At 56.6% G+C, this 22,223-nt stretch carries 19 protein-coding genes; 12 read left to right on the plus strand and 7 right to left on the minus strand.

Going from position 1 to position 22,223, the window contains the following annotated elements:
• Nucleotides 1-91: 91 nt before the first annotated feature.
• Both bepA and arsC read left to right on the plus strand, forming a co-directional pair.
• Nucleotides 92-1,555 (plus strand): beta-barrel assembly-enhancing protease, encoded by a 1,464-nt coding sequence (gene bepA / locus AC4OVU_RS15925; protein ID WP_110292305.1) that lies wholly within the window; start codon nucleotides 92-94, stop codon nucleotides 1,553-1,555.
• Nucleotides 1,556-1,568: 13 nt separating this feature from the next.
• Nucleotides 1,569-1,925, plus strand: coding sequence for an arsenate reductase (glutaredoxin) (arsC, locus tag AC4OVU_RS15930; protein ID WP_110292306.1), 357 nt, complete (start codon nucleotides 1,569-1,571; stop codon nucleotides 1,923-1,925).
• On the opposite strand, the gene AC4OVU_RS15935 is transcribed toward arsC, so the two are convergent.
• Complete coding sequence (locus AC4OVU_RS15935) at nucleotides 1,922-2,746, minus strand: helix-turn-helix transcriptional regulator (protein ID WP_015572195.1); 825 nt, start codon at nucleotides 2,744-2,746, stop codon at nucleotides 1,922-1,924. The two genes, arsC and AC4OVU_RS15935, sit on opposite strands and share 4 nt — an antisense overlap.
• Before the next feature lie 147 nt (nucleotides 2,747-2,893).
• Between AC4OVU_RS15935 and celB the strand changes: the two genes are divergently transcribed.
• From celB to AC4OVU_RS15950, 3 genes are read left to right on the plus strand one after another with little or no spacing between them, the layout of a single operon-like run.
• Nucleotides 2,894-4,213, plus strand: coding sequence for a PTS cellobiose transporter subunit IIC (celB, locus tag AC4OVU_RS15940; RefSeq protein WP_015572194.1), 1,320 nt, complete (start codon nucleotides 2,894-2,896; stop codon nucleotides 4,211-4,213).
• Nucleotides 4,214-4,216: 3 nt separating this feature from the next.
• Nucleotides 4,217-5,173, plus strand: coding sequence for a glycosylasparaginase (locus AC4OVU_RS15945; protein ID WP_110292307.1), 957 nt, complete (start codon nucleotides 4,217-4,219; stop codon nucleotides 5,171-5,173).
• On the plus strand, nucleotides 5,173-6,591 hold the full coding sequence (locus AC4OVU_RS15950) for a leucyl aminopeptidase family protein (protein WP_110292308.1): 1,419 nt from the start codon (nucleotides 5,173-5,175) through the stop codon (nucleotides 6,589-6,591). Before AC4OVU_RS15945 ends, AC4OVU_RS15950 begins: the two co-directional genes overlap by 1 nt.
• Before the next feature lie 86 nt (nucleotides 6,592-6,677).
• On the opposite strand, the gene AC4OVU_RS15955 is transcribed toward AC4OVU_RS15950, so the two are convergent.
• The 4 genes from AC4OVU_RS15955 to AC4OVU_RS15970 all read right to left on the minus strand — a co-directional run bounded on the left by AC4OVU_RS15955 (nucleotide 6,678) and on the right by AC4OVU_RS15970 (nucleotide 11,131).
• The gene (locus AC4OVU_RS15955) at nucleotides 6,678-7,379 is read right to left on the minus strand and encodes a DnaA inactivator Hda (RefSeq protein WP_166792068.1); all 702 of its coding nucleotides are present in this window, start codon (nucleotides 7,377-7,379) and stop codon (nucleotides 6,678-6,680) included.
• A gap of 96 nt (nucleotides 7,380-7,475) precedes the next feature.
• A complete protein-coding gene (gene uraA / locus AC4OVU_RS15960; protein ID WP_017692944.1) occupies nucleotides 7,476-8,765 on the minus strand; it encodes a uracil permease in 1,290 nt (429 codons plus the stop codon).
• 82 nt (nucleotides 8,766-8,847) lie between these two features.
• Nucleotides 8,848-9,474, minus strand: a complete 627-nt coding sequence (gene upp / locus AC4OVU_RS15965; RefSeq protein WP_003860560.1) for a uracil phosphoribosyltransferase — start codon at nucleotides 9,472-9,474, stop codon at nucleotides 8,848-8,850.
• A gap of 226 nt (nucleotides 9,475-9,700) precedes the next feature.
• The gene (locus AC4OVU_RS15970) at nucleotides 9,701-11,131 is read right to left on the minus strand and encodes a 6-phospho-beta-glucosidase (RefSeq protein ID WP_015572190.1); all 1,431 of its coding nucleotides are present in this window, start codon (nucleotides 11,129-11,131) and stop codon (nucleotides 9,701-9,703) included.
• A gap of 266 nt (nucleotides 11,132-11,397) precedes the next feature.
• On the opposite strand from AC4OVU_RS15970, the gene purM reads away from it, so the two are divergent.
• The 4 genes from purM to ppx all read left to right on the plus strand — a co-directional run bounded on the left by purM (nucleotide 11,398) and on the right by ppx (nucleotide 16,903).
• On the plus strand, nucleotides 11,398-12,435 hold the full coding sequence (purM, locus tag AC4OVU_RS15975) for a phosphoribosylformylglycinamidine cyclo-ligase (protein WP_017383509.1): 1,038 nt from the start codon (nucleotides 11,398-11,400) through the stop codon (nucleotides 12,433-12,435).
• Nucleotides 12,432-13,073, plus strand: a complete 642-nt coding sequence (purN, locus tag AC4OVU_RS15980) for a phosphoribosylglycinamide formyltransferase (protein WP_006811493.1) — start codon at nucleotides 12,432-12,434, stop codon at nucleotides 13,071-13,073. Before purM ends, purN begins: the two co-directional genes overlap by 4 nt.
• Nucleotides 13,074-13,300: 227 nt before the next feature.
• A complete protein-coding gene (ppk1, locus tag AC4OVU_RS15985; protein WP_023295129.1) occupies nucleotides 13,301-15,361 on the plus strand; it encodes a polyphosphate kinase 1 in 2,061 nt (686 codons plus the stop codon).
• 3 nt (nucleotides 15,362-15,364) lie between these two features.
• Nucleotides 15,365-16,903, plus strand: coding sequence for an exopolyphosphatase (gene ppx, locus AC4OVU_RS15990; protein ID WP_003860570.1), 1,539 nt, complete (start codon nucleotides 15,365-15,367; stop codon nucleotides 16,901-16,903).
• A gap of 4 nt (nucleotides 16,904-16,907) precedes the next feature.
• Here the strand turns inward: ppx and AC4OVU_RS15995 are convergent, their stop codons facing one another.
• Entirely contained in the window at nucleotides 16,908-19,148 is a 2,241-nt protein-coding gene (locus AC4OVU_RS15995) for an EAL domain-containing protein (RefSeq protein WP_491928747.1), read from the minus strand.
• A 368-nt stretch (nucleotides 19,149-19,516) separates the two neighbouring features.
• On the opposite strand from AC4OVU_RS15995, the gene AC4OVU_RS16000 reads away from it, so the two are divergent.
• The 3 genes from AC4OVU_RS16000 to AC4OVU_RS16010 all read left to right on the plus strand — a co-directional run bounded on the left by AC4OVU_RS16000 (nucleotide 19,517) and on the right by AC4OVU_RS16010 (nucleotide 21,068).
• On the plus strand, nucleotides 19,517-19,687 hold the full coding sequence (locus AC4OVU_RS16000) for a YfgG family protein (protein WP_017383512.1): 171 nt from the start codon (nucleotides 19,517-19,519) through the stop codon (nucleotides 19,685-19,687).
• A gap of 156 nt (nucleotides 19,688-19,843) precedes the next feature.
• A complete protein-coding gene (locus tag AC4OVU_RS16005) occupies nucleotides 19,844-20,311 on the plus strand; it encodes a DUF6130 family protein (RefSeq protein WP_015572184.1) in 468 nt (155 codons plus the stop codon).
• Nucleotides 20,312-20,321: 10 nt separating this feature from the next.
• Entirely contained in the window at nucleotides 20,322-21,068 is a 747-nt protein-coding gene (locus tag AC4OVU_RS16010; protein WP_049132995.1) for an alpha/beta fold hydrolase, read from the plus strand.
• Between the two features lie 128 nt (nucleotides 21,069-21,196).
• On the opposite strand, the gene AC4OVU_RS16015 is transcribed toward AC4OVU_RS16010, so the two are convergent.
• Nucleotides 21,197-22,033, minus strand: a complete 837-nt coding sequence (locus AC4OVU_RS16015) for a MipA/OmpV family protein (RefSeq protein WP_110292892.1) — start codon at nucleotides 22,031-22,033, stop codon at nucleotides 21,197-21,199.
• Nucleotides 22,034-22,223: the final 190 nt, after the last annotated feature.

Here is a 22,223-nt window from a genome sequence, read left to right on the forward strand (position 1 = left end):
CTTAACACGGCTACACTCGCAGAGCAGCGGAGATGAACGTTATGCGGGTTCATCGGTCAAATTAGCACATCCAACATACAGGACAGTGGTTATGTTCAGGCAGTTGAGAAAAACACTGGTTGCGACACTGATTGCCGCCGTGACGGTGGGTCAGGTGTTGCCCGCTTTCGCTGACTCGTCCGATTCATTGCCGGACATGGGCACCACGGCAGGAAGCACGCTCTCCATCGGGCAGGAGATGCAGATGGGTGATTATTACGTACGCCAGCTGCGCGGCAGTGCTCCGCTGATTAACGACCCTTTGCTGGTGCAATACATTAACGGCCTGGGGATGCGTCTGGTGGCGCACGCCGACTCGGTAAAAACGCCCTTCCACTTCTATTTAATCAATAACGACGAAATCAACGCCTTCGCTTTCTTTGGCGGGAACGTGGTACTGCATTCGGCGTTGTTCCGTTATTCCGATAACGAAAGCCAGCTGGCGTCCGTCATGGCGCACGAAATTTCGCACGTCACCCAGCGCCATCTGGCGCGTGCGATGGAAGATCAGAAGCGTAACGCCCCGCTAACCTGGGTGGGCGCGCTGGGCTCTATTCTGCTGGCGATGGCCAGCCCGCAGGCCGGGATGGCGGCACTTACCGGGACGCTGGCGGGGACGCGTCAGGGGATGATCAGCTTTACCCAGCAGAACGAGCAGGAAGCAGACCGCATCGGCATTCAGGTTTTACAGCGTTCCGGCTTTGACCCGCAGGCCATGCCGAGCTTCCTGGAAAAGCTGCTCGACCAGGCACGCTACTCGTCGCGCCCGCCTGAAATTCTGTTGACCCACCCGCTGCCGGAAAGCCGCCTCTCGGATGCGCGTAACCGAGCCAACCAGATGCGTCCGGTCGTGGTGCAGTCTTCGCAGGATTTCTACATGGCCAAAGTGAGAACGCTTGGCATGTACAACTCCGGACGTAATCAGCTCACCAGCGATCCGCTGGACGCGCTGGCGAAAGGCAACGTGCGCGAGAAAAACGCGGCGCAGTATGGTCAGGCGCTCCAGGCGATGGAGGCCAGCAAATACGATGAAGCGCGAAAAGCGCTACAGCCGCTGCTGGCGGCGGCGCCTGACAATCCGTGGTATCTCGACCTCGCCACCGATATCGATCTGGGGCAGAAAAAAGCGACCGATGCGATTAATCGCCTGAAAGGGGCGAAAGATCTTCGTAATAATCCAGTATTGCAGCTTAACCTGGCGAACGCCTACCTACAGGGCGGCCAGCCCGGCGAGGCGGTGACCATTCTGAACCGCTACACCTTTAACAATAAAGATGACCAGAACGGCTGGGAGCTGCTCGCCCAGGCCCAGGGGCAACTGGGTAACCGCGATCAGGAGCTGGCCGCGCGTGCGGAAGGTCTGGCGCTGGCGGGTCGTCTCGATCAGGCCATTTCCCTGCTGAGCAGCGCCAGCTCGCAGGTGAAGCTTGGCAGCCTGCAACAGGCCCGCTACGATGCGCGAATCGACCAGCTGCGCGGCCTGCAACAACGCTTTAAGCCGTACGAGAAGATGTAATAAAGGAGAAGTCATGACAGACGCGGTAAAAATTTACCATAACCCTCGCTGCTCCAAGAGCCGAGACACCCTCAGCCTGCTGAAGTCTAACGGCATCGAACCGGAAGTGGTGCTGTACCTGGAGACGCCGCCGGACGCGCAGACTATCCGCCAGCTGCTGAAGATGCTGAACATGGGCAGCGCACGCGACCTGATGCGTCAGAAAGAAGATCTGTTTAAGTCGCTCAATCTGAACGATACCAGTCTCACTGAAGATCGGCTGATTCAGGCGATGGTCGACAATCCAAAGCTGATTGAGCGCCCGATTGTCGTGGCGAACGGCAAGGCGCGTATCGGCCGTCCGCCAGAAGACGTGCTCGCGATCGTCTAATCGTTACGCCGCAGCGCTTCCAGAAACGCCTGCGGCGTACGCTCTCCCAGCTTTTTCTGCGCTTTTCCCCGGTTGTAAAACTCACACAGTTGGATCAACAGCTCTCCCGCCGGTTCACTATTCACCCGCGGAATGATTTCGCGTAACGGCACCGTGACCTGAAGGGCGAGATAATACTGTGAATGCACTTTTACGGTGACGTTATGCTCCGGCAAGTTCACTTCCAGCCCAAAAGTCTCAACAGATTGAATATCAGCCGGACAGGCAGCCAGCACCTCGTTCGTCCAGCGGGTCAGCAACTGCGGCGAGACACCGGCATAAAGGCGGGCGTAACACCAGCCGCTGACGGGTTCACGCGCCCAGAGCAGGTGTTGCTCGCCACCGTCGTCCATATGCAGCGACAGCGGCTGATGATGCAGGAGTAGCTTCTGCGGCATGATCCCGGCCTTCAGCGCCTTTTTGCCCTGCAACGACGCCCCCTTTTGTTTTACCGAAGCTGGTTTGAGGTAGCGGTTCAGGGTCGCGCGGGAAACGGCGATCCCGAGTCCGTCATTCACCAGCAGCAGCAGTTCATCCAGCGGTGCCCCGGTGATATCCCGCAGGGCATTTATCAGTGTCGCCTGCTCTTGTCTCAACGCTTTGTGTATCACTTTTGGCGTGGTGTGGTTATCCGAAACCTGGTCGCGGTTGCGCCAGCGCCTGACGGTAGTGACCGAGATACCCAGCTCAACGGCAAGCTCTCTGTCACTTTTATCTGACTGCTGAAGATAGCGACGGATACGCGGCGTGGTGGTGGCGTTGGCATGCAGTTTGATTTCCATCGCGTCTCTCTCCGCAACTAATCTTATGAGATTTATATCAGAGCAGCGAATGCTTTGTGACCGATTTCACCTTTCGCTCGCCGCGCTTCACTGATAATCCACAGACATAACATAAACAACACCCCTCAATCTTGTACGGTGTTCACAATGAACAATGTTCTGGGATTTCTTGAAGCAAAACTGATGCCTCTGGCGGCGAAAACGGCCCAGCAGCGTCATCTTGGGGCCATTCGCGGCGCCTACGTTTCATTCATGCCGTTTATCATCGTCGGCTCCATTCTGCTGGTGATCTCCTCCTTCCCGAATCAGGCCTATCAGCAGTTTATGTCTCAGGCCTTTGGTGAGAGCTGGAGTGCAATTATAGAGATCCCGTTTAACGCGGTGTTCTCAACCATGTCGCTGTTTATCAGCTTCCTGGTGGCCTACCGCCTGGCTGAGCATTATGGCGAGGACCGCATCTCCTGCGGCATTCTGGCGCTGGTCGCGTTTCTGATCCTGACGCCCTTTATCAAAGTGGCGGAAAACGGCGGCATTACCGTGATGCCGGTGGAGTGGATTGGCAGCAAAGGGCTGTTCGTGGCGATGATCGGTTCCCTGCTGTGGACGGAACTGTTCTGCTGGCTGAAGCGCAAAAAGCTGGTCATCAAAATGCCGGACGGCGTGCCTCCGGCGGTGCAGGAGTCGTTCGCGGCCCTGATCCCGGCCCTGCTGGTGATGATTCTGGTGCTGCTTATCCGCATCATCTTTGAAAACACCCACTACCACACCATCCACCAGTTTATTTATGAAGTGGTTGCCACCCCGGTGCGCCACTACGGCACCTCTTATTTCGGGGCGCTGATGACCGTATTCAGCATCACCATTCTGTGGTCAGTGGGCATTAACTCCGGTTCGATGATCAACGGGATTATTCGCCCGCTGTGGATGGAGAACCAGACCGACAACATCGCCGCGATCCAGGCGGGAACGACGCCGCCGCACATCATCACCGAACAGTTTTTTGACATGATCTGGATGGGCGGCGCGGGCGCCACGCTGTCGCTGGTGATTGCGATGCTGATTTTTGCCCGCAGCAAAAACATGCGCGAAGTAGCGCGCCTCGGTGCGGGCGCGTCGGTGTTTAACATCAACGAACCGATCCTGTTTGGCCTGCCGGTGATCATGAACCCGATCATGCTCATCCCGTTCAATCTGGTGCCGCTGGTGCTGGTCACCGTGCAGTATGCGGCGATGAAAATTGGTGCGGTCGCCGTCACCACCGGGGTGTTTATCCCCTGGACGCTGCCGCCGGTTATCAGCGGCTTTATCGTCACCGGGCACCTGAGCGGCAGCGTGATGCAGCTGATCAACCTGCTGATTGGCGCCATGCTGTACCTGCCTTTCATGCGTATCGTGGATAAACAGTACCGCGCCGCGGAGCTGACTACCGCTACGCAAACCGACACCACCCTTGCAAAACAGGAGTAAAGCATGTGGGGAATTATCGCAACCTGGCGAATGGCGCTTGAAGGCGTCACGGAATCTGCGTCTGCGCTGGCTGCGGGCAAACCTGTCGCTCCGGCGGTGGTGGATGCCGTCGCCGCCGTCGAGGACTTTCCGTTTTATAAATCCGTCGGCTACGGCGGGCTGCCGACCGAGAACGGCGAGGTGGAGCTGGACGCGGCCTATATGGACGGCGACACGCTGGCGTTCGGCGCCGTGGGCAATCTGGTGGATATCGCCAACCCGGTACGCGTGGCGCACGCGCTCAGCCGCCAGCGCTATAACAGCCTGCTGGTCGGCCAGGGCGCGCGCGAATGGGCGCTGAGCCAGGGCTTTGCCGACAAAACCATGCTCACGGATCGCGCCATGCAACACTACCGTAAGCGCTGCCGCGAAACGCTGGACAAGGGGTTAAGCCCCTACGACGGACATGACACCGTCGGCATCATCGGCCTCGATAAACAGGGCTCGATGAGCGTCGCCACCTCCACCAGCGGCCTGTTTATGAAAAAACGCGGTCGCCTCGGTGACTCACCCATCATCGGCTCCGGCTTTTACTGCGACAGCGAAACCGGCGCGCCCACCGCCACGGGCGTCGGTGAAGATCTGATGAAGGGCTGTACCAGCTACGAAATCGTTCGCCGGATGGCGCAAGGGATGACGCCGCAGCAGGCGGCGGATTCGGTGGTGTTCGAACTGGAAGACAAGCTGATGTCGCGCTTTGGCCGCGCGGGCGATCTCTCCGTAGTGTGCATGAACAGCAAAGGAGAATTTGGCGCCGCGACCAACATCAAAACCTTCTCGTTTGTGGTGGCGACGGCTCGCCAGCCCCTCACCGTTTTCCGTACTGAACGCCTGCGGGAGAAAACGCACTATCACGCGGTAGATGAGGAGTGGATGCAGGCCTATGCCGCGCGGATCCGCGCACCGATTGAGGAGTCATGATGATCACATACCAGTTTATCAACGCGCTTTCAGACGCGAAGCCGCAAAGCCATTTGATTGCGCGCGCTGACAGTTCCCTGTTACCGGAAAGCGCTCTTGTCGCTGAAATGCGCCAGCAGAGCACCGTCGCGGACGCGCGCTTTGGCTGCGCGCCGTTTGCCCGCATCACCCTGTTGCCGGATGCGCTCTGGCATGACGCCCTGACCGAAGGGTTGCTAACCGCTCTGCGACCGCTGCTTGCCGCCCCCGCCAGCGCCGAACTCGTGCTGGACGTGACGGATATTGACGATGTGGTGCTGGCGCAGGTACTGCGTTTTCTCTTTAATCAGGCGCACAGGCTCAGTGACCTGAAGCTGAAGAAGACGGACGAAGCGCTGCGTCTTACCTGCATCACTGCCCTCTGCTTGCCGGAACAGCAGGCGAAGCTGGAGACGACCTTCCGCCAGCAGCAGACCATTGCGCTCGGCATGGTTGCGGCGCGACGTCTGGCGGATATGCCGTCCGACCGCTGCACGCCGCAGTTTGTGGTGGAAGAGGCGCAAAAACTGTGTGCCGCCAGCCCTGCCCTGCGCTGCGAGGTGTTGGATGAAAAGCAAATTGTTGAGCAGGGGCTGGGGCTACTGCACGCCGTTGGCAAAGGGGCGACCTGCCCACCGCGTCTGCTGGCTATTCACTATAACGGCGTGTCTGATGGCCCGGTGCGCTGCTACGTGGGAAAAGGCATTACCTTTGACACCGGTGGCCTGTGGCTGAAGGAAGGCGCGGGCATGTACACCATGAAATATGACATGTGCGGCGCGGCTAACGTGCTCGGGCTGATGCTGACCGTTGCGGAGCTGAAATTACCCGTGCGCATCATGGGCGTGCTGGCGCTGGCGGAAAACGCCATCGGCCCCGACGCCATGCAGCCCGGCACGGTGGCGACGGCCTGCAACGGCACCACCGTTGAAATCAACAATACCGATGCCGAGGGCCGGCTGGTACTGGCAGACGCTATCGCCTGGGCGAGTCAGCGCCATCCGCAGGCGCACTATATCATTGATATGGCGACCTTAACCGGAGCGGTGGTGAAAGCGCTGGGGTATGAGCTGAGCGGGCTGATGACCCAGGATGAACCGCTGCGTCAGGCACTGACGCTCGCGGGCAAACGGAGCGGCGACGAGGTGTGGTCCCTGCCGCTGGATGCGCGGCTGAGAAAGCAAACCGACAGCGCGATTGCCGATCTGTGCAACACGCCGACCAACAACGCGGCGATCAGCGCGTCGGCGGCGTGGCTGCTGCACCATTTCTGCCCGCCGACTATTCCGTGGGCGCATCTGGATATCAGCGGGACGGCGCTGTGGCGTGAAAGCGGACGAAGCGTGGCGTCGGGAAGGCCGATTCCTCTGCTGGTGGAGCACTTGTTGGGGGATCTTTAGCCGGGTGGCGGCTGCGCCTTACCCGGCCTACAAGGTATGACGGGTTTTCGTAGGCCCGGTAAGCGCAGCGCCACCGGGCAAAAAACTCAAAGCTTAAGAATATCTTTCACAAACGGAATGGTTAGCTTGCGCTGTGCGGTAATAGACGCGCGATCGAGCTGATCGAGCGTGTCAAACAGCGTGCGCATTTCCCTGTCCAGGCGTTTAAGCAGGAACCGACCCACGTCCTCCGGCAGCTCAAACCCACGCTGCTTAGCGCGCAGCTGAAGCGCCTGGAGTTTGTCTTCATCCGACAGCGGTTGCAGCTTGTAGATTTGCCCCCAGTCCAGACGAGACGCCAGATCCGGCAGCCCCAGATTGAGCTGGCGCGGCGGACGATCGCCGGTGATCAGCAGCCGGGTTTTGCCCGACTCCAGAATGCGGTTGTAGAGGTTAAAGATCGCCATTTCCCACGGTTCGTCCCCCGCCACGCATTCGATATTATCGATGCAGACCAGGGAAAGATGTTCCATGCCCTCCAGCACCTCAGGCACAAACCAGGTGCGTTTATCCAGCGGCACATAGCCTACCGCGTCACCGCGCGCCGAAAGCTCCGCACAGGCGGCATGCAGCAGGTGGCTGCGTCCCGCGCCTTCGCGTGACCAGATATAGATGTATCCGCTGTGTTCCTGGCGCAGCACGTTTTGCAGTGCAGCCAGTAAAGAGGGGTTATCACCCGGCCAGAAACTCGCGAAAGTTTCGTCGTCAGGGAGATAAAGTGGCAGAGAGAGCTGTGCCGGTCCGTTCAGAAATACCTCAACCAGAGATCTTACATAAAATCGGAATGGAGTTTAACACGGAACCTGCAAGGAGAGAACCGGGCGATCCTTCGCCCGGCATGACGATCAATGTGGCGCTTTTTCGCTTTCGTCTGCGTCCAGCACCACCTCTTCCGGGCGGATCACTGAGATCAGCTTGAAAATCAGGCTCAGGCCGACGCCGACGATGGTCGCCAGCGCCATACCCTTCAGCTCTGCCGCGCCGATGTGCACCTTCGCGCCGCTCACGCCGATAATCAGGATAACGGAGGTCAGGATCAGGTTCTGCGCCTTGCTGTAATCCACTTTGGATTCAATCAGCACGCGAATACCGGAGGCACCGATCACCCCGTACAGCAGCAGGGAAACGCCGCCCATCACCGGAACCGGGATAATCTGGATCGCCGCCGCCAGTTTGCCAACGCAGGAGAGCAGAATGGCGATGATCGCCGCGCCGCCGATAACCCAGGTGCTGTAGACGCGGGTGATCGCCATTACGCCGATATTCTCACCGTAAGTCGTGTTTGGCGTGGAGCCGAAGAAACCAGAGATGATGGTGGAGAAACCGTTGGCAAACATGGAGCGATGCAGGCCCGGGTCGCGGATCAGGTCGCGCTTCACGATGTTCGCCGTCACCACCAGGTGGCCGACGTGCTCAGCAATCACCACCAGCGCGGCAGGCAGAATGGTGAAAATGGCGAACCATTCAAAGCGCGGGGTGTAGAAGGTTGGCAGCGCGAACCAGTGCGCCTCGGCAATCGGGGTGGTATCCACAACGCCCATCACGAAGGAGAGCGCGTAACCCGCCAGCACGCCGATCAGGATCGGGATAATCGCCATAAAGCCGCGGAACAGGACGGAACCGAATACCGTCACGCCCAGCGTCACCAGCGAAATAATAATGGTTTTGGAATCCGGTGACTGACCGTCCGCAGGCAGCAGCCCGGCCATGTTCGCCGCCACGCCCGCCAGCTCCAGGCCGATGACGGCAACGATGGCCCCCATTGCCGCAGGCGGGAACATCACGTCCAGCCAGCCGGTACCGGCTTTCTTCACAATGAAGGAGACCAGGCAGAACAGCACGCCGCACATGATAAAGCCGCCCAGCGCGACCTCATAACCCAGCGGCAGCAACAGCAGAACCGGGGAGATAAACGCGAAGCTCGACCCGAGATAGGCCGGGATTTTGCCTTTACAGATGAAGAGGTAAAGCAGCGTACCGATGCCGTTAAACAGCAGCACGGTAGCCGGGTTAATGTGAAACAGGATTGGCACCAGCACGGTTGCGCCAAACATGGCGAACAGGTGCTGCAAACTAAGCGGGATTGTCTGTAAAAGCGGCGGTCTTTCACTCACCCCGATAGCACGGCGCGTCATAGTGTTTTCCTCTGAGTGTCATTGTTGGTTTTTATTCAAAAAAAAGCCGACTATCAAAGTCGGCTTCTTTATCGTTATTCGATTATTTAGTACCAAAAATCTTATCGCCGGCATCGCCGAGCCCCGGGATGATGTACCCGTGCTCGTTCAGTCCCTGGTCGACAGACGCGGTATAGAGTTCAACGTCCGGGTGCGCTTTTTCCAGCGCCGCGATACCTTCCGGCGCCGCAACCAGCACCAGCACTTTGATGCTGCTGCATCCCGCTTTTTTCAGCAGGTCGATGGTGGCGATCATCGAACCGCCGGTCGCCAGCATCGGGTCAACCACCAGCGCCATACGCTCGTCGATGTTAGAGACCAGCTTCTGGAAGTACGGGACCGGCTCAAGCGTCTCTTCGTTACGGTAGATGCCCACCACGCTGATACGCGCGCTTGGGACGTGCTCCAGCACGCCTTCCATCATGCCCAGACCCGCACGCAGGATTGGCACCACGGTAATTTTTTTACCTTTGATCTGCTCAACCTGTACCGGACCGTTCCAGCCTTCGATGGTCACTTTTTCCGTTTCCAGATCAGAGGTCGCTTCGTAGGTCAGCAGGCTACCCACTTCAGAAGCCAGTTCGCGAAAACGCTTCGTGCTGATGTCATGCTCACGCATCAGGCCCAACTTGTGTTTAACGAGTGGGTGTTTCACTTCCACAATCTTCATTCTCTTTCTCCTCTGAGGTGGCATCCGCAAAAAAATCGCGGGATTATACCGCTTTTTTCGGATTGCGCCATACCCATCTTGCTTGACGTATATCAATCAAAGTGATTTAGAGACAAAAAAACCGGAGGCGAAGCTCCGGCTTGGGTGCGGGTTCTGCCCGGTGGCGCTGCGCTTACGCGGGCCTACGTGTAGTGTAGGTCGGGTAAGCGTTAGCGCCACCCGACAATTACAGGTTATCGCCGTTGCTGGCAATCACCTGCTTATACCAGTCGAACGATTTCTTCTTGCTGCGGTTCAGCGTGCCGTTACCTTCGTTATCTTTATCGACAAAGATAAAGCCGTAGCGTTTTTTCATCTCGCCGGTGCCGGCAGAGACCAGGTCGATACAGCCCCACGGGGTATAGCCCATCAGGTCTACGCCATCCTCCACCACCGCTTTTTTCATCTCGCGGATATGCGCGGAAAGGTAGTCGATGCGGTACTGGTCGTTCACCGTGCCGTCGCTCTCCTGCACGTCGATCGCGCCAAAGCCGTTCTCAACGATAAACAGCGGCAGCTGGTAGTGATCCCAGAACCAGTTGAGGGAGTAGCGAAGCCCCACCGGGTCAATCTGCCAGCCCCAGTCCGATTTCTGCACGTACGGGTTAGAGACCAGGCTCTTGCTCTCGTCGTAGTCCAGCTGCGGGTTGTCCGCCGTCGCTTTGGTGGCGAAAGACATGTAGTAGCTGAACCCGATGTAATCCACGCAGCCCTGCGTCAGCGCCACTTTATCTTCTTCGGTGATATCCAGCGCGAAGCCGCGACGTTCAAAGTAGTTGAGCAGATGCTGCGGATACTTGCCGCGCACGTGAACGTCGGTGAACCAGTAGCGACGATGCATGGCGTTCATCGCCATCATCATATCGTCCGGGGCACAGGTCAGCGGATAGATGGGGCACATGGCAATCATGCAGCCGATTTGCAGCGACGGGTTGATCTCGCGCCCCGCCTTCACCGCCAGGGCACTGGCCACCAGCTCATAGTGCGCCGCCTGGAACATCACCGGCTCGCGATCTTCTCCCGGCGCATATTTCAGCCCGGAGTTGGTAAACGGCGCAAAGTCTTCGTGGAAGTTGGCCTGGTTGTTGATCTCGTTAAAGGTCATCCAGTACTTCACTTTATGCTGGTAGCGCTCAAAAACGACCTTCGCGAAGCGAACAAAGAAGTCGATCAGCTTACGGTTGCGCCAGCCGCCGTATTCCGTCACCAGGTGGAAAGGCATCTCGAAGTGGGAAAGCGTGATCACCGGCTCGATGCCGTGCTTCAGGCACTCGTCAAAAAGATCGTCATAGAATTTGAGTCCCGCTTCGTTCGGCTCCAGCTCGTCGCCTTTCGGGAAGATACGCGTCCAGGCGATGGAGGTGCGGAAGCATTTGAACCCCATCTCGGCAAAGAGTTTGATGTCTTCTTTATAGCGGTGATAGAAGTCGATGGCTTCGTGGTTTGGGTAATTTTTCCCCTCCAGCACGCCGTTGGTGATTTCACGCGGTACCCCGTGGGCGCCTGCCGTCATGACATCGGCAACGCTCACGCCCTTGCCGCCCTCTTTCCAGCCGCCTTCGAGCTGGTGCGCCGCAACGGCCCCACCCCACAGAAAACCTGCTTTAAATCCTGACATTCGCTATCCCTCATTCTGCGTAATTTTCTGCAAAAACAGTTACAGAAACCGGTTTCAGTTTGATGATGTGCAAAGGGGATAGCCGTTGCAAGCAGATCGCCGAAACCGGTTTCATTTTCGTGAACAGAGTCAAGTTTGTTGCCCTGGACAGCCCGCACAGAAAAAAAGATCCTCGCGCCGAGAATAGTCTCGCAAACGTTTGCCTGGACTGTTAGAATTGCGCCGATTTTTCTTACTAGCTATGCAATCGCGTGGGGATTTAAGCCGTGACCAACAAAACTTCTCTCAGCTACAAAGATGCCGGTGTTGATATTGACGCAGGTAATGCGCTGGTTGACCGAATTAAAGGTGTGGTGAAAAAAACCCGCCGCCCGGAAGTGATGGGTGGCCTGGGTGGATTCGGCGCACTGTGCGCGCTGCCGCAAAAATATCGTGAACCTGTGCTGGTCTCGGGTACGGATGGTGTCGGTACAAAACTGCGCCTGGCGATGGATCTTAAGCGTCACGATACGATTGGTATCGATCTGGTGGCGATGTGCGTCAACGACCTGGTGGTACAGGGCGCCGAGCCGCTGTTCTTCCTCGATTACTACGCGACCGGCAAGCTGGACGTGGATACCGCAGCCAGCGTCATTAACGGTATCGCCGAAGGCTGCCTGCAATCCGGCTGTGCGCTGGTCGGCGGTGAAACCGCGGAAATGCCTGGCATGTATCACGGGGAAGATTATGACGTCGCAGGCTTCTGCGTCGGCGTGGTAGAAAAATCAGAAATTATCGACGGCAGCAAAGTGGCTGACGGCGATGTGCTGGTTGCGCTGGCTTCCAGCGGTCCGCACTCCAACGGCTACTCTCTGGTGCGTAAAATCCTCGAAGTGAGCGGTTGCGACCCGCTGACCACCGAGCTGGACGGCAAACCGCTGGCCGATCACCTGCTGGCCCCGACCCGCATCTACGTGAAAAACGTGCTGGAGCTGATTGAGAACGTTGACGTGCACGCCATCGCTCACCTCACCGGCGGCGGCTTCTGGGAAAACATTCCGCGCGTGCTGCCGGACAATACCCAGGCGGTGATCGACGCATCCTCATGGCAGTGGCCGTCCGTCTTCAACTGGCTGCAAACCGCAGGCAACGTGAGCTCTCACGAAATGTACCGCACCTTTAACTGCGGCGTGGGCATGGTTATCGCCCTGCCCGCCAGCGAAGCGGATAAAGCGGTTAAGCTGCTGACAGAAAAAGGTGAAAACGCGTGGAAAATCGGTACGATTAAAGCTTCCGATTCCGAACAGCGTGTGGTCATTGAATGAAAAACATCGTGGTGCTCATTTCCGGCAACGGAAGCAATTTGCAGGCAATCATAGACGCCTGCAAACAGAAGAAAATCAATGGCACCATTCGGGCAGTATTCAGCAACAAGGCCGATGCATTCGGCCTTGAGCGCGCGCGGGAAGCGAACATTCCTGCGCACGCGCTGGAAGCCAGCCAGTTCGCCGGGCGTGAAGCCTTTGACCGTGAGCTGGTGCAGGAGATTGACGCCTACGCGCCTGACGTGGTGGTGCTGGCAGGCTACATGCGCATCCTGAGCCCGGCTTTTGTTGCACACTACGCCGGACGACTGCTCAATATCCACCCTTCCCTGCTGCCAAAATACCCCGGTCTGCACACCCATCGTCAGGTGCTGGAGAACGGCGATGAGGAGCATGGTACCTCCGTGCATTTCGTCACCGACGAGCTGGACGGCGGTCCGGTCATTTTGCAGGCAAAAGTACCGGTCTTTGACGGCGACAACGAAGACGACGTGACCGAACGTGTGCAGACGCAGGAACACGCCATTTATCCGCTGGTGGTAAGCTGGTTTGTCGATGGACGTCTGGAGATGCGCAACGGCGCAGCCTGGCTGGACGGCGTGAAGTTGCCCCCGCAGGGTTATGCGGCTGAAGAGTAGTCTGTTTGAATTGCCCGGCGGCGCTTCGCTTGCACGGGCCTACGGTCCCGTAGGTCGTGGTAAGCGCAGCGCCACCCGACCCCCCCCCCCCAACCCTCTAAATTCCCCAACAAAAAAATAACTGTCATACTTTTCTGGCACTGTTGGACATATCGTGGAAATGCTCGCCATAATAAGGACGAGACGGATTTACCACGTCCTGTGATTGAACTGGAGTGTGAGCTGTAATGGGTCAGGAAAAGTTATACATCGAGAAAGAGCTAAGCTGGTTAGCATTCAACGAACGTGTACTTCAGGAAGCGGCCGATAAAAGCAACCCGCTGATTGAACGTATGCGTTTTTTAGGCATCTATTCCAACAATCTGGATGAGTTCTACAAGGTTCGCTTCGCCGAACTGAAACGCCGAATCATCATCAGCGAAGAACAGGGCTTAAACTCCCACTCGCGGCATCTGCTTGGAAAAATCCAGTCTCGCGTCATGAAAGCCGATCAGGAATTTGATGGCCTCTATAACGAGCTGCTGCTGGAAATGGCACGCAACCAAATCTTCCTGATCAACGAACGCCAGCTCTCCGCGAATCAGCAAAACTGGCTGCGCCACTATTTCAAACATTATCTGCGCCAGCACATTACCCCGATTCTGATCAACCGTGAAACCGATCTGGTGCAGTTCCTGAAAGATGATTACACCTATCTGGCGGTAGAAATCATTCGTGGTGAGACCATTAACTACGCGTTGCTGGAAATACCGTCTGATAAAGTCCCACGCTTTGTAAACCTGCCGCCGGAAACCCCGCGCCGGCGTAAGCCGATGATCCTGCTGGATAACATCCTGCGCTACTGCCTGGACGATATCTTCAAAGGCTTCTTCGATTACGACGCGCTCAACGCCTACTCGATGAAGATGACCCGTGACGCCGAGTACGATCTGGTGCATGAGATGGAAGCCAGCATGATGGAGCTGATGTCTTCCAGCCTCAAGCAGCGCCTGACGGCGGAGCCGGTGCGGTTTGTCTATCAACGCGATATGCCGGACGCGATGGTGGAGATGCTGCGCGATAAGCTGACCATCTCCCGCTACGACTCCATTATCCCCGGTGGGCGTTACCACAACTTTAAAGATTTCATTGGCTTCCCGAACGTCGGCAAGGCCAATCTGGTGAACAAACCGCTGCCGCGCCTGCGCCATATCTGGTTCGATAAGTTCCGCAACGGGTTCGACGCCATCCGCGAACGGGATGTGCTGCTCTACTATCCGTACCACACCTTTGAACACGTGCTGGAATTGCTGCGTCAGGCCTCGTTCGATCCGAACGTGCTGGCGATTAAAATCAATATTTATCGCGTGGCGAAAGATTCCCGCATCATCGATGCGATGATCCACGCGGCGCACAACGGCAAGAAAGTGACCGTGGTGGTTGAGCTCCAGGCTCGCTTCGACGAAGAGGCCAACATCCACTGGGCGCGCCGACTGACGGAAGCGGGCGTGCACGTCATCTTCTCCGCGCCGGGGCTGAAAATTCACGCCAAGCTGTTCCTGATCTCCCGTAAAGAGGGCGACGACGTGGTGCGCTACGCCCATATCGGTACCGGGAACTTTAACGAGAAAACCGCGCGAATTTACACCGACTATTCGCTGCTGACTGCCGATGCGCGCATCACTAACGAAGTGCGTCGGGTGTTCAACTTCATTGAGAACCCGTACCGCCCGGTGAGCTTCGATTATCTGCTGGTGTCACCGCAGAACTCACGGCGCCTGCTGTACGATATGATCGATAAAGAGATTGCCAATGCGCAGAACGGCTTGTCGTCCGGCATCACGCTGAAGCTCAACAATCTGGTGGACAAAGGGCTGGTGGACCGCCTGTACGCGGCCTCCAGCTCCGGCGTTCCGGTAAATCTGCTCATTCGCGGCATGTGCTCGCTCATTCCGGAACTGGAAGGCATCAGCGACAATATCCGCGTGATCAGCATTGTGGATCGCTATCTTGAACACGATCGCGTCTATATTTTCGATAACGCCGGTGATAAGCGCGTATACCTCTCGTCCGCCGACTGGATGACGCGTAACATTGATTACCGTATTGAAGTGGCGGCACCGCTGCTGGATCCTCGCCTTAAGCAGCGTATCCTGGACATTATCGAGATCCTGTTCAGCGATACGGTGAAAGCACGTTATATCGACAAAGAACTCAGTAATCGCTATGTACCGCGCGGCAATCGCCGTAAAGTGCGGTCGCAGCTGGCGATTTACGATTACATCAAATCACTTGAGCAACCCGATTAACCTATGCCAATAAACGATAATACCCCACGCCCGCAGGAGTTCGCTGCGGTCGATCTTGGCTCAAACAGTTTCCATATGGTCATCGCCCGCGAGGTGGATGGCGCGATGCAGATCATCGGTCGTCTGAAGCAGCGTGTGCATCTGGCCGATGGTCTCGACGCGCGTAACATGCTGAGCGAAGAGGCCATGGAGCGCGGGCTGAACTGTCTGTCGCTGTTCGCAGAACGTTTGCAAGGCTTTTCGCCGTCCAGCGTCTGCATCGTCGGGACGCATACGCTACGCCAGGCGCTGAACGCGCCGGAGTTTCTTAAGCGCGCGGAAAAGGTTATCCCCTACCCGATTGAGATCATCTCCGGTAACGAAGAAGCGCGCCTGATTTTTATGGGCGTGGAGCATACGCAGCCGGAAAAAGGCCGCAAGCTGGTGATTGATATCGGCGGTGGTTCCACGGAACTGGTGATTGGCGAAGACTTCGAGCCGCGTCTGGTGGAAAGCCGCCGTATGGGCTGCGTCAGCTTCGCGCAGATGTATTTCCCTGGCGGCGTCATCACCCGCGAAAACTTTCAGCGCGCGCGCATGGCCGCCGTACAAAAACTGGAAAATCTGGCCTGGCAATACCGTATTCAGGGCTGGAACGTGGCGCTGGGCGCATCGGGTTCGATTAAAGCGGCCCATGAAGTGCTGCTGGCAATGGGTGAAAAAGACGGGTTTATTACGCCTGAGCGCCTGGTGAAACTCACCGAAGAGGTGCTTAAGCATAAGAGCTTCGACGCCCTGAGTTTGCCGGGTCTGTCCGACGAACGTAAAGCCGTGTTCGTACCGGGGCTGGCGATCCTCTGCGGCGTGTTTGACGCGCTGGCGATCAAAGAGCTGCGCCTCTCTGACGGCGCCCTGCGTGAAGGCGTGCTGTATGAGATGGAAGGCCGTTTCCGTCATCAGGATATTCGCAGCCGCACCGCGCAGAGCCTGGCCAACCAGTACAACATCGACCGCGAACAGGCGAAACGGGTGCTGGAAACCACGGTTCAGATGTACGAGCAGTGGGAGGAGCAAAATCCGAAGCTGGCGCATCCGCAGCTGGCCGCGCTGTTGAAATGGGCCGCCATGTTGCACGAGGTGGGGCTGAACATTAACCACAGCGGAATGCATCGCCATTCAGCCTATATTCTGCAAAACAGCGATCTGCCTGGCTTCAACCAGGAGCAGCAAACCATGATGGCGACGCTGGTGCGCTATCACCGCAAAGCCATCAAGCTCGACGATCTGCCGCGCTTTACGTTATTTAAGAAAAAGCAGTTCCTGCCGCTCATTCAGCTGTTGCGCCTGGGCGTGTTGCTCAATAATCAGCGACAGGCAACCACCACGCCGCCGACGCTGAAGCTAAAAACGGATGACTATCACTGGACGCTGAGCTTCCCGCACGACTGGTTTAGCCAGAACGCGCTGGTGCTGCTGGATCTGGAAAAAGAGCAGCAGTACTGGGAAGCGGTCACCGGCTGGCTGTTGAAGATTGAAGAAGAGAGTTCTGAGGCGGCAGCGTAACGGCTCAGGCGCTCTCCTGAGAAGGCTGCGTGTTGAGCAACGTATCAAGCTCAGCCGGCAACCCAATCAAATAGCCCTGCACATAATCGATACCTAGCGCGTGCACCGCGCTACGTATCTCTTCCGTTTCCACATATTCCGCCACCACCAGCATTTTCTTCATCCGGGCCAGATGGCAAATGGAAGCCACAATCTGGTAATCCAGGCTGTTGCTGACAATATTGCGAATAAAGCCGCCGTCGATTTTGAGAATGTCTGCGTCCACGCTTTTTAACCGCGCATAGCTGGCGTAGCCCGTGCCAAAATCATCAATGGCGATCCGGATGCCCATTTTTTGTAATTTCCTGAGGGTCGACGCCGCCAGATCCGCATGACCAAAGGCGCTGCTTTCGGTCACTTCAAAGATCAGCTGCCACGCATCAACGGCGTATTTGGCTAACAGGCGGCTCACTTCAAGCGGGAACTGCGCCCTGTAGGCGGTAGAAGGTGCGAGGTTGATCGCAAAGCGCTGGCCCGGCAAACGCTGGCGGTGCTGTGCCAGAAAACTCAACGTATGCTCCAGTACCCATAAATCAACACGCGACGATAAACCAAACTCCTGTGCAATGGGCAGGAACTGCTCGGGAAAGATCAGCGCCCCGTTATCATCACGCATTCGCAGCAGCACCTCGTGATAACAATCACCGCGCAGCCCGCGAACGGGCTGAACCAGCAGGGTAAAAGCGTCCTGCTCCAGCGCGGCCTGCAAACGACTCATCATCGCGACCTTATCTTTCAGGCTACGCTGCAAATGAACAGCCCCGCGCTGCTGAAGATTTTCCGGGTGGTTGGTAGAAAGGGAGAGATCGGCCACGATGCCCAGCTCCCCCAGCACCAGATAGAGATGATTGACGGGTGAGCGTACATAGCAATAGCTCACGCCGACCTGAGGCTGTACCGGCATACCATCCCAGATAAAAACAAACTGCTTGATATGCTCGTCCAGCGTTTCAATGCGCTGTTGATGCGACTCCGCCTCCAGACGCACCGCCATGTCATACCCGGTGAGGTGATAGACTCGCTCATTGGGCCGAAGGGTGCCGTTTATCCATTGCGCCAGCTGCTGTTTATACTGGATCCGCAGCATCACGCCGTAATTGCGTCCCAGCACCTCCAGCTCGGGCACGCGCAGTAAACAGAGCGCTGACCACGGATGACTGGCCAGCTCGCGCGACAGCGCCCGCAGGTTGGGCATATGCACCACCGGATCGAGAAAAGCCTGACTGCGGGAGCGAATATTGATGGCCCGCTGACGTGTCGCCAGCATCGACATGTACGTCACAACGAAGGAAAAGACCAGATAGCTGGATGAGGTGATCGCCAGCTGAATGCCATACCCCTCTTGCACCGGAATGTAGTGATAAAAAAAGTGAATCGACACCAGCAGGACCGGCGTCCAGATGAGTGACATCAGCTTGTAGCCAAAGCGCATCGCCCCCCAGAGCATCACGGGCATCAGCAGGGACAAGGTGTAGTTGGTACTGAAAATGGAACTGTTTGCATTCATAGGCAGCAGCAGCATGACCAGCAACCCGCCCAGGGCTATAAACCACACCACAAACTCAAAGGCCGTCACCTTTTTGTCTATTTGCGCGCGGAGCTGGGACATCAGTCCCTTGATATAGCGCGGATGACGTATCAGACGGATCAGCAGGTAGCTTAGCGGCACGCCCGTCAGCCCGCTCACCAGCAGCCCCTGATAGTTAATAAGGGTCCGAATATTGAGGGGATTCAGTCCTGCGAGGCTCTGGCGGCTCTCATAGACGCCGAGATAGACCGCAAACTGAAACAGCAGCAGAAATAGCGTTGCCGGGCAAAACACCTGCCAGAAAATACGCTGCCCCATCAGGCGTATGTCACCGTAAGCGGTCATATTGCGCCGGGGCGCAAACACGCGATAACCGCCCCAGCTGAGCACCAGAGGAACGATAAAATGCAGAATGCCGGCCATGGCTTCAAATAACCCAACGGAGGGGTAATAACGTAAAAACAGCGACACCACCACCCCGGGGAGGGCTTCCAGGCCAAAGAATAACATCAGCGTCAGCAAAAAGGAGAGCGGGAGATAATAGAGCGCAACGATACCGTCGCCCAACTGCGTTAAGGTATTAGCCACACTAAGCACCGGGAGTAACACGACGGGTAAAATAAGAGGAAGTGCCCACCAGCGGTCTTTATTTTGCTTCAGGATGTGGTGAATATTCATAGATGCTCGTTTACAACCCTTGCGCTCCAGAGGGTAAATGAAGACAGGCATCCAACCTGACGTACACGTTGCCTGGAAAATTCCTGGCAAGCACAGTGGAGGAGGGATTTTAAATATCAACGACGGGATGCGGTTGACCTAAATCAAATTAATTTATCTGAATAAACCTTTCTTACGTTTTTTTTGAATATTTTTCCTGTAATTATCAATGCGATAAATAAAAGCGTTGTTTTTAATAACATAAATTAATGTAAGCATTGACGCTATTTTACATTTCGCCGAATTGACCCTGACTTGCGGCTGTGCCTTAATAGCCGTATCGCCCAAAAGGGTATACTCAGGAAAAGAAAGTGAGTCAGGCTACGCGTATGCGAAAACGACATCGATTTAACACCCGGATGACCCGCATCATACTGCTTATCAGTTTCCTGTTTTTCTTTGGCCGCTTTGTTTATTCCTCCATTGGCGCCTGGTATCACCATCAGGACAAAATTCAGTCACAGCAATCAGGTCTTGTGGTGGATTCGCCCGAGCGCTAAAGCGTGTTCGCTCCCGGCAGACAAACTGTATCGCACTGTATCCCGAGCGCTACGCTGACAAACCGGTACAAAACGCCCGCAAAAGCAAACATCCCCGATACATAAAAATGGTCTTCTGTATCCCTCGCCATAATAAACTGATGAGGAGAGACACAGATGATTCGTCGATATTTCCTGCTTCCTGTATTTGCGCTGACGTCCTTTGCTGGCGCAATGGCCGCACCGTTGGATGGCCTGAGCGCCGCTGATGTCAACGGTCCAGCCGCCGTCGCCCCGCCTGAACACCCCCAGCCGCCAGCAAAACTGATTGTCGATCCGCCGCTGGCGGGACCGCTAAGTAAAGGTGCGGTCTTTATTCAGTACCGTGTCGAAAACCTGCGCATTGAACCTGTATTTGGACCCGACGCGCTGAAAGTCACTCCGCGTATCGGCCATATTCACGTTGTGGTGGATGACGCGCCCTGGCACTGGGCTGATACCAGCGGCGAGCCGGTGATCCTGGTCGGGCTGCCCGCAGGAAAGCACAAAGTGACGATCGTCGTTGCCGACCCGACGCATAAACCCATCGACCATAAAACCGTTGAATTCACCGTGCCGCCACACGCCGCGGTTCATCACTTTTAAGGAGCCTGTTATGAAAGCATTGTCTGTATTATCAGCGATGGTGCTGGCGGTTTCCACCAGCGCGCTGGCAGAGACGAAAGCCAGCGTGGTGCTGGTGCACGGGGCGTTTGCCGACGGCAGCAGCTGGAATAAGGTGATTACCCGGCTGCAAAAACACCATTCCGAGGTCATTGCGGTACAACTTCCGCTCACGTCTCTGAAAGATGATGTCGCCGCCACGCAGCGTGCTATCGCCCGGGCTCATGGGGATGTGGTGCTGGTCGGTCACTCCTGGGGCGGGACGGTAATCAGCGAGGCGGGAAACAATGCCCGCGTGAAGTCACTGGTTTACGTTGCCGCTTTTGCGCCGGATTCCGGCCAGTCGACGGCAGCTCTGGCAAATAGCTTCCCTGCTCCGCCAGGGAGCGCCAGCCTCGCTAAAACCACAGAGGGGTATTTATATCTGCCGATAAAAGCGGTCAGCGAGAATTTCGCCCCTGACGTGAAGGACGTTGAGCGCAGCGTGATTGCCGCGACGCAGAGCCCCATTAAGGCCGATGCGTTTGGGGAGAAAATCGCGCATGCCGCCTGGCATGACAAACCGAGCTGGTATGTGGTCAGCAAAAATGACCGGATGATCAATCCTGAGCTAGAGCGCGCAATGGCGAAGAAAATCAACGCCAACACCACGGAGGTAGCGGCAAGCCATGTATCGATGGTCAGCCAGCCGGACGTCATTACCCGTACGATTGAACAGGCGTTATCGGGTCTACAGTGATAAAAAAGCCCGCATGATGAACGGTCCGACTTCGGGCCACGCCATCCTGCGGGCTTTATGCACTTCCGGCTCCTGCAACGGGGTTATGTGCGGTTTGTCACAAACGCGCCTTCCCCCTCGCTGAACCATCAGAAGCTGTACGTCACCTTCAAACTTCCCACAGGAGACGTTTTTCGCTGAACAATGGGGCTATCGCCGGCCTCCCCCGTCAGCTGCGTAACGCCAGCTGCGGCAAGCAGGCTCCAGCGGGAGGTAAGCTTATGGGTCCAGTCCAGGCTCAGCGAATACGCATATATTCCCGATCCGGCATCGTGTCGGGCAAAACCCGATGCGGCCGACTGGGCGGCATTCACCCCGTAGTAGGTTTGCACATACTTACTGGATCCCCAGCTACCGGTCAGCGCCAGCGTTAACGCATTTTTCGGAGATGTATAGAGCGGGCTGGCAATGCCGAAATGCACAGCTTCACCATTGTCTCTCTCAGAAACCGGGACCTCTGCCTGTAACTGCACGGTCAGCCAGTCAGTCACCCTGTATCCCAGCCCTGGCACAACGATAGCTGAGCCTTTAATGTCACCCATTCCTCGCAGGTCGTCGCTGCCGGAGGCGATCGAATCGCTGCTTACGTCGCGATCCTTACGTCCTGCGCGATAGCTCAGCGCTGCGTTGTAGTCCAGGCTACCAAAGCTGTTGCCGTAGCCGATCCCCCGCGTGGTGCTGACAAAAAAACCATTGGCCATCGCGTAATCAACCACCTGAGCCGCAGAGACCCGGCTCTTGTCCGAACCGGAATAGCGTGGCGCAACATCCACGCCGCCTCCCAGGGTTAACACGTTGCCCTGAGGCTGCTCTGTCGCCAGTGCCGGGGTGGCCAGTAACGCCAGGACGGCCCCCGGCAAGATGCTTTTCATGCTGCGACCGATGCGTGAACGGGGGAAACTATTACGCAGTGTGATGTTTCTCATTAAAGAAGCCCTTTGGATTCAGATAATTGCGATACAAGCGGTGTTAAACACCAGAGCGCTCATTCTGAATACTCACCCTAAGGTTCTTATGAGCCGTAAATGAAGAAATGCTGAAGCACGTGAAGGTTCTGTAAACCCTGAAGAATTCCTGTTACCGTTTTTTCTTCAGTTGTTCTTCATGCACTGTTGA

The organism is Enterobacter sp. 6722112, assembly GCF_058661685.1.